Here is a 6,467-nt window from a genome sequence, read left to right as displayed (position 1 = left end):
AATGATACCTAATTTAAGCATAGATACTCCTTTTCCGATTTTAAATCCTTCTTTCATTATAACATAGATAGACGAGACTATCCAACAGAGGGTAAAAATTTTAAAATAAGCTACTAGGACTTTCCCAAAGAAAGTGGTACAATAATGAGATGAGTAAATGAAATGGGAGGAAAAATGAGGCTATTACCTATAAGAAAAATATCACGTCAGTCTAAGAGACTAGCGCTTTTTTTGACTTTTTGTGCAGGATATGTAGATGCCTATACGTTTATTGTGCGAGGGAACACTCTTGTGGCTGGACAAACTGGGAATGTCGTCTTTCTATCAGTGGGACTCATTCAACACAATGTGTCAGATGCCAGTGCCAAAGTAATGACCTTGCTAGCTTTTATGATGGGGGTCTTTTTATTAACGATTTATAAGGAAAAATTGAGAATTGTGAAAAAACCGATTCTGTCCTTGATTCCTTTAGCAATCCTATCAATCATTATTGGATTTGTACCACAAACTGTAGAGAATATCTATCTAGTACCGCCCTTAGCCTTTTGTATGGGCTTGGTGACAACTGCTTTTGGTGAGGTTTCGGGTATTGCCTACAATAATGCCTTTATGACAGGGAATATCAAACGAACAATGCTAGCTTTTGGAGATTATTTCCGAACCAAGCACACTCCTTTTTTACGTGAAGGGATTATCTTTGTAAGCCTGCTTAGTAGTTTTGTCCTTGGTGTTGTCTTTTCAGCTTATTTGACGATTTTCTATCAGGAAAAGACCATTCTTGGTGTTCCTATTATGATGAGCATCTTTTACCTCAGCATGCTTTTTGTCAAGTGGCGGAAAAAAGTAAAAGAAAAAGCTTCATTTTAGGTGTTATTACTTGTAAGAAAATAGGAGATATGCTATACTTGAAGAGTTGACTATGCACGATCCTGTGCAACCGCACGAACATCGTTGCTTGATTATTCAAGTTTAAGTGGTTTGTCCCACGATGCTAGGCGAGTCTTCACAAAAAAATCGGGGAAACCCATAAAAATCATAGGAGGTGCATAATGAGCACATACGCAATTATCAAAACTGGCGGAAAACAAGTTAAAGTTGAAGTTGGTCAAGCAGTTTACGTTGAAAAATTGAACGTTGAAGCTGGTCAAGAAGTTACTTTTAACGAAGTTGTTCTTGTTGGTGGTGAAAACACTGTTGTCGGAACTCCACTTGTTGCTGGAGCTACTGTAGTTGGAACTGTTGAAAAACAAGGAAAACAAAAGAAAGTTGTTACTTACAAGTACAAACCTAAAAAAGGTAGCCACCGTAAACAAGGTCACCGTCAACCATATACAAAAGTTGTCATCAACGCAATCAACGCTTAATTTTAAGGAGAACACATGATACAAGCAGTCTTTGAGAGAGCCGAAGATGGCGAGCTGAGGAGTGCGGAAATTACTGGACACGCCGAGAGTGGCGAATACGGCTTTGATGTCGTGTGTGCATCGGTTTCTACGCTTGCCATTAACTTTATCAATTCTATTGAGAAATTTGCAGGCTATGAACCAATCCTAGAATTAAACGAAGATGAAGGTGGCTATCTGATGGTTGAAATTCCAAAAGATCTTCCTTCACACCAGAGAGAAATGACCCAGTTATTCTTTGAATCATTTTTCTTAGGTATGGCAAACTTATCGGAGAACTCTTCTGAGTTCGTCCAAACCAGAGTTATCACAGAAAACTAACACGGAGGAAAACATTATGTTAAAAATGACTCTTAACAACTTGCAACTTTTCGCCCACAAAAAAGGTGGAGGTTCTACATCAAACGGACGTGATTCACAAGCTAAACGTCTTGGAGCTAAAGCAGCTGACGGACAAACTGTAACAGGTGGATCAATCCTTTACCGTCAACGTGGTACACACATCTACCCAGGTGTAAACGTTGGACGTGGTGGAGACGATACTTTGTTCGCTAAAGTTGAAGGCGTAGTACGCTTTGAACGTAAAGGACGCGATAAAAAACAAGTTTCTGTTTACCCAATCGCTAAATAAAAAGGTCCAGTGAACCTTTTTATCCCGAGCCTTGAAATGTAAAGGCGAGGAAGCTAGAAGTAGCATTAAATAAGGCTTTCCGAGTTTTCGGAGAGCCTGTTTTTTTTGTTTTGGTACCCATGATTTTTTCGTTCTTAGTGTAGATGAATTTTATGAGTAACATTATTTTTCTTCGATGGAAAACTTCTAAAATATGGTATAATGAAAAGATAAAGAAGTTGGGGGTAGAAGATGAACATTCAACAATTACGCTATGTTGTGGCTATTGCGAATAGCGGTACTTTCCGTGAAGCTGCTGAAAAGATGTATGTTAGTCAGCCGAGTCTGTCTATTTCTGTTCGTGATTTGGAAAAAGAATTGGGTTTTAAGATTTTCCGTCGGACTAGTTCAGGGACTTTCTTGACCCGTCGTGGGATGGAATTTTACGAAAAAGCGCAAGAATTGGTTAAAGGATTTGATATTTTTCAAAATCAGTATGCCAATCCTGAGGAAGAAAAAGATGAATTTTCCATTGCTAGTCAGCACTATGATTTCTTGCCACCAACCATTACGGCCTTTTCAGAGCGCTATCCTGATTATAAGAACTTCCGTATTTTTGAATCGACTACTGTTCAAATCTTAGATGAAGTAGCGCAAGGTCACAGTGAAATTGGGATTATCTACCTCAACAATCAAAATAAAAAGGGGATTATGCAACGGGTTGAAAAGCTAGGTCTGGAGGTTATTGAATTAATTCCCTTTCATACCCACATTTATCTTCGTGAAGGGCATCCTTTAGCCCAGAAAGAGGAATTGGTCATGGAGGATTTAGCTGATCTACCAACGGTTCGTTTCACTCAAGAAAAAGACGAGTACCTTTATTATTCAGAGAACTTTGTTGATACCAGTGCGAGCTCACAGATGTTCAATGTGACAGACCGTGCTACTTTGAATGGCATTTTGGAGCGGACGGATGCCTATGCGACTGGATCTGGATTTTTAGATAGTGACAGTGTCAATGGCATCACAGTCATTCGTCTCAAGGATAATTTAGATAATCGCATGGTCTATGTTAAACGTGAGGAAGTGGAGCTTAGTCAAGCTGGGACTCTCTTTGTAGAAGTCATGCAAGAATATTTTAATCAGAAGAGGAAATCATGAAAAAAAGAGGAATAGTGGCAGTCATTGTACTACTTTTGATTGGGCTTGATCAGTTGGTAAAATCCTATATCGTCCAGCAGATTCCACTGGGTGAAGTACGCTCTTGGATTCCCAATTTCGTTAGTTTGACCTACCTGCAAAATCGAGGTGCAGCCTTTTCTATCTTACAAGATCAGCAGTTGTTATTTGCTGTCATTACTCTGGTTGTCGTGGTAGGTGCCATTTGGTATCTGCATAAACACATGGAGGACTCACTCTGGATGGTCTTGGGTTTGACCTTGATTATCGCAGGTGGTCTTGGAAACTTTATTGACAGGGTGAGTCAGGGCTTTGTTGTGGATATGTTTCACCTTGACTTTATCAATTTTGCAATTTTCAATGTGGCAGATAGCTATCTGACAGTTGGAGTGATTATTTTATTGATTGCAATGTTAAAAGAGGAAATAAATGGAAATTAAAATTGAAACTGGTGGTCTGCGTTTAGATAAGGCTTTGTCGGATTTGACAGAATTATCACGCAGTCTCGCGAATGAACAAATCAAATCAGGTCAGGTCTTGGTCAATGGTCAAGTCAAGAAAGCTAAATACACTGTCCAAGAGGGCGATGTCGTCATTTACCATGTGCCAGAACCAGAGGTTTTAGAGTATGTAGCTGAGAATCTTCCGCTAGATATCATCTACCAAGATGAGGATGTGGCCGTGGTTAACAAACCTCAGGGAATGGTTGTGCATCCGAGTGCTGGTCATACTAGTGGAACTCTGGTAAATGCCCTTATGTATCATATTAAGGACTTGTCTGGTATCAATGGGGTTCTGCGCCCAGGAATTGTTCACCGAATTGATAAGGATACGTCAGGTCTTCTTATGATTGCTAAAAATGATGAGGCACATCTAGCACTTGCCCAAGAACTCAAGGATAAAAAATCTCTTCGAAAATATTGGGCGATTGTTCATGGGAATCTGCCCAATGATCGTGGTGTGATTGAAGCGCCGATTGGACGGAGTGAAAAAGACCGTAAGAAACAGGCTGTGACTGCGAAAGGGAAACCTGCAGTTACCCGTTTCCACGTTTTGGAACGTTTTGGTGATTATAGCTTAGTGGAGTTGCAGCTGGAAACAGGGCGTACCCACCAAATCCGTGTTCACATGGCTTATATTGGCCATCCAGTTGCTGGTGATGAAGTCTATGGTCCTCGCAAGACACTTAAGGGGCATGGACAATTTCTTCATGCTAAGACTTTAGGTTTTACTCATCCGAGAACAGGTGAGACCTTGGAATTTACAGCAGATATCCCAGAGATTTTTAAGGAAACATTGGAGAGATTGAGAAAGTAAGAATGAAAAAGAAATTAACTAGTTTAGTACTTGCAGGCGCTTTTTTAGGCTTGTCATGGTATGGAAATGTTCAAGCTCAAGAAAGTTCAGGAAATAAAATTCACTTTATTAATGTTCATGAAGGTGGCAGTGATGCAATCATTCTTGAAAGTAATGGACATTTTGCCATGGTGGATACAGGAGAAGATTATGACTTCCCAGATGGAAGTGATTCTCGTTATCCATGGAGAGAAGGAATTGAAACGTCTTATAAGCATGTTCTAACAGATCGTGTCTTTCGTCGTTTGAAGGAATTGGGTGTTCAAAAACTTGATTTTATTTTGGTAACCCATACTCACAGTGACCATATTGGAAATGTTGATGAATTACTGTCTACCTATCCAGTTGACCGAGTCTATCTTAAAAAATATAGTGATAGTCGTATTACTAATTCTGAACGTTTATGGGATAATCTGTACGGTTATGATAAGGTTTTACAGACTGCCGCCGAAAAAGATGTTTCAGTTATTCAAAACATCACACAGGGAGATGCTCATTTTCAGTTTGGGGACATGGATATTCAGCTCTATAATTATGAAAATGAAACAGATTCATCAGGTGAATTAAAGAAAATTTGGGATGACAATTCCAATTCTCTGATTAGTGTAGTGAAAGTCAATGGCAAGAAAATTTACCTTGGGGGCGACTTAGATAATGTTCATGGAGCGGAAGATAAGTATGGTCCTCTTATTGGAAAAGTTGATTTGATGAAGTTTAATCATCACGATGATACCAACAAATCAAACACAAAGAATTTTATTAAAAATTTGAGTCCGAGTTTGATTGTTCAAACTTCAGATAGTCTACCTTGGAAAAATGGTGTTGATAGTGAGTATGTCAATTGGCTCAAAGAACGTGGAATTGAGAGAATTAATGCAGCTAGCAAAGACTATGATGCGACAGTTTTTGAGATTCGACAAGATGGATTTGTCAACATTTCAACTTCCTACAAGCCGATTCCAAGTTTTCAAGCTGGTTGGCATAAGAGTGCATATGGAAATTGGTGGTATCAAGCACCTGATTCTACAGGAGAATATGCTGTCGGTTGGAATGAAATCGAAGGTGAATGGTATTACTTCAACCAAACGGGTATCTTGTTACAGAATCAGTGGAAAAAATGGAACAATCGTTGGTTCTATTTGACAGACTCTGGTGCATCAGCTAAAAATTGGAAGAAAATCGATGGAATCTGGTATTATTTCAATAAAGAAAACCAGATGGAAATTGGTTGGATAAATACTGGAGGTCAGAATTATTATTTATCCAAGGATGGCTCTATGAAAACAGGTTGGCTTCAATATAAGGGTCAATGGTATTACTTTGCTCAATCAGGGGAAATGAAAACGGGCTGGGTAGAAGATAAAGAAACCTGGTACTATATGGATTCTGCTGGTATCATGAAGACAGGTGAGATAGAAGTTGCTGGTAACCATTATTATCTAGAAGATTCAGGAGCTATGAAGCAAGGTTGGCTTAAAAAGGCAAACAATTGGTATTTCTACAAGGAAGATGGTTCACGAGCCGTGGGTTGGATCAAGGACAAGGATAAATGGTACTTCTTGAAAGACAATGGTCAATTACTTGTAAATGGCAAGACACCAGAAGGTTATACTGTTGATTCAAGTGGTGCCTGGTTAGTGGATATTCCAGTAGAGAAATCCGCTACAACTAAAGTTACAAGTAATTCAGAAACAAAAGAATCCAGTGAAGTAGTGAAAAAAGATCTTGAAAATAAAGTAACGACTCAGAACGAAAGTGTTACAAGTTCTTCAACTAGTCAAGATTTGACTTCAGTAATTTCGCAAAGCTCTGAAACGAGTGCAAACAAATCGGAATCAGAACAGTAGTAAAAAAGAAGGTTTTAGAGCCTTCTTTTTCCTATCAACTCTTTTCTATTTCCTGTTATTCATGTTATAATG

General features: G+C 39.0%; 8 protein-coding genes, 1 pseudogene and 1 other annotated feature. Of the genes and pseudogenes, 8 read left to right on the top strand and 1 reads right to left on the bottom strand.

What is annotated here, in order from left to right; translation table 11 throughout:
- The first annotated feature begins 174 nt into the window (after positions 1 to 174).
- The 4 genes from QM424_RS02705 (at position 175) to rpmA (ending at position 2,034) form a co-directional block, all read left to right on the top strand.
- Entirely contained in the window at positions 175 to 867 is a 693-nt protein-coding gene (locus QM424_RS02705; RefSeq protein ID WP_414392862.1) for a YoaK family protein, read from the top strand.
- Between the two features lie 58 nt (positions 868 to 925).
- Positions 926 to 1,013: a sequence feature (ribosomal protein L21 leader region), on the top strand.
- Positions 1,014 to 1,049: 36 nt separating this feature from the next.
- Entirely contained in the window at positions 1,050 to 1,364 is a 315-nt protein-coding gene (rplU, locus tag QM424_RS02700; protein WP_000109141.1) for a 50S ribosomal protein L21, read from the top strand.
- Between the two features lie 15 nt (positions 1,365 to 1,379).
- Positions 1,380 to 1,724, top strand: a complete 345-nt coding sequence (locus tag QM424_RS02695) for a ribosomal-processing cysteine protease Prp (protein WP_000613694.1) — start codon at positions 1,380 to 1,382, stop codon at positions 1,722 to 1,724.
- A 16-nt stretch (positions 1,725 to 1,740) separates the two neighbouring features.
- Positions 1,741 to 2,034 carry a 50S ribosomal protein L27 gene (rpmA, locus tag QM424_RS02690; RefSeq protein WP_000916509.1) on the top strand — a complete coding sequence of 98 codons (294 nt, stop codon included), beginning with the start codon at positions 1,741 to 1,743 and terminating at the stop codon, positions 2,032 to 2,034.
- A gap of 167 nt (positions 2,035 to 2,201) precedes the next feature.
- On the opposite strand, the pseudogene QM424_RS02685 reads toward rpmA, so the two are convergent.
- Positions 2,202 to 2,273, bottom strand: a pseudogene (locus QM424_RS02685) (AraC family transcriptional regulator); the annotation flags it as partial.
- Here QM424_RS02685 and QM424_RS02680 point away from each other — a divergent pair.
- Genes QM424_RS02680 through cbpE form a run of 4 tightly spaced genes read left to right on the top strand, consistent with a single transcriptional unit; the run spans position 2,266 to position 6,395 of the window.
- On the top strand, positions 2,266 to 3,174 hold the full coding sequence (locus QM424_RS02680) for a LysR family transcriptional regulator (RefSeq protein WP_001025694.1): 909 nt from the start codon (positions 2,266 to 2,268) through the stop codon (positions 3,172 to 3,174). The pseudogene QM424_RS02685 and the gene QM424_RS02680 overlap by 8 nt on opposite strands.
- Entirely contained in the window at positions 3,171 to 3,632 is a 462-nt protein-coding gene (gene lspA, locus QM424_RS02675; RefSeq protein WP_033681917.1) for a signal peptidase II, read from the top strand. Before QM424_RS02680 ends, lspA begins: the two co-directional genes overlap by 4 nt.
- Positions 3,622 to 4,509, top strand: a complete 888-nt coding sequence (locus QM424_RS02670) for an RluA family pseudouridine synthase (RefSeq protein WP_414392860.1) — start codon at positions 3,622 to 3,624, stop codon at positions 4,507 to 4,509. Before lspA ends, QM424_RS02670 begins: the two co-directional genes overlap by 11 nt.
- A gap of 2 nt (positions 4,510 to 4,511) precedes the next feature.
- Positions 4,512 to 6,395 (top strand): phosphorylcholine esterase CbpE, encoded by a 1,884-nt coding sequence (cbpE, locus tag QM424_RS02665; RefSeq protein ID WP_414392858.1) that lies wholly within the window; start codon positions 4,512 to 4,514, stop codon positions 6,393 to 6,395.
- The last annotated feature ends 72 nt before the right edge of the window (positions 6,396 to 6,467 follow it).

The organism is Streptococcus mitis (assembly GCF_047464945.1).
GTDB lineage: Bacteria > Bacillota > Bacilli > Lactobacillales > Streptococcaceae > Streptococcus > Streptococcus mitis_EA.
This window is presented reverse-complemented; position numbering and strand designations above follow the sequence as displayed.

Excerpts from the sequence above, each read along its gene's own strand:
- QM424_RS02705 (WP_414392862.1), top strand. The coding sequence starts at position 175 with ATGAGGCTATTACCTATAAGAAAAATATCACGTCAGTCTAAGAGACTA.
- rplU (WP_000109141.1), top strand. The coding sequence starts at position 1,050 with ATGAGCACATACGCAATTATCAAAACTGGCGGAAAACAAGTTAAAGTT.
- QM424_RS02695 (WP_000613694.1), top strand. The coding sequence starts at position 1,380 with ATGATACAAGCAGTCTTTGAGAGAGCCGAAGATGGCGAGCTGAGGAGT.
- rpmA (WP_000916509.1), top strand. The coding sequence starts at position 1,741 with ATGTTAAAAATGACTCTTAACAACTTGCAACTTTTCGCCCACAAAAAA.
- QM424_RS02680 (WP_001025694.1), top strand. The coding sequence starts at position 2,266 with ATGAACATTCAACAATTACGCTATGTTGTGGCTATTGCGAATAGCGGT.
- lspA (WP_033681917.1), top strand. The coding sequence starts at position 3,171 with ATGAAAAAAAGAGGAATAGTGGCAGTCATTGTACTACTTTTGATTGGG.
- QM424_RS02670 (WP_414392860.1), top strand. The coding sequence starts at position 3,622 with ATGGAAATTAAAATTGAAACTGGTGGTCTGCGTTTAGATAAGGCTTTG.
- cbpE (WP_414392858.1), top strand. The coding sequence starts at position 4,512 with ATGAAAAAGAAATTAACTAGTTTAGTACTTGCAGGCGCTTTTTTAGGC.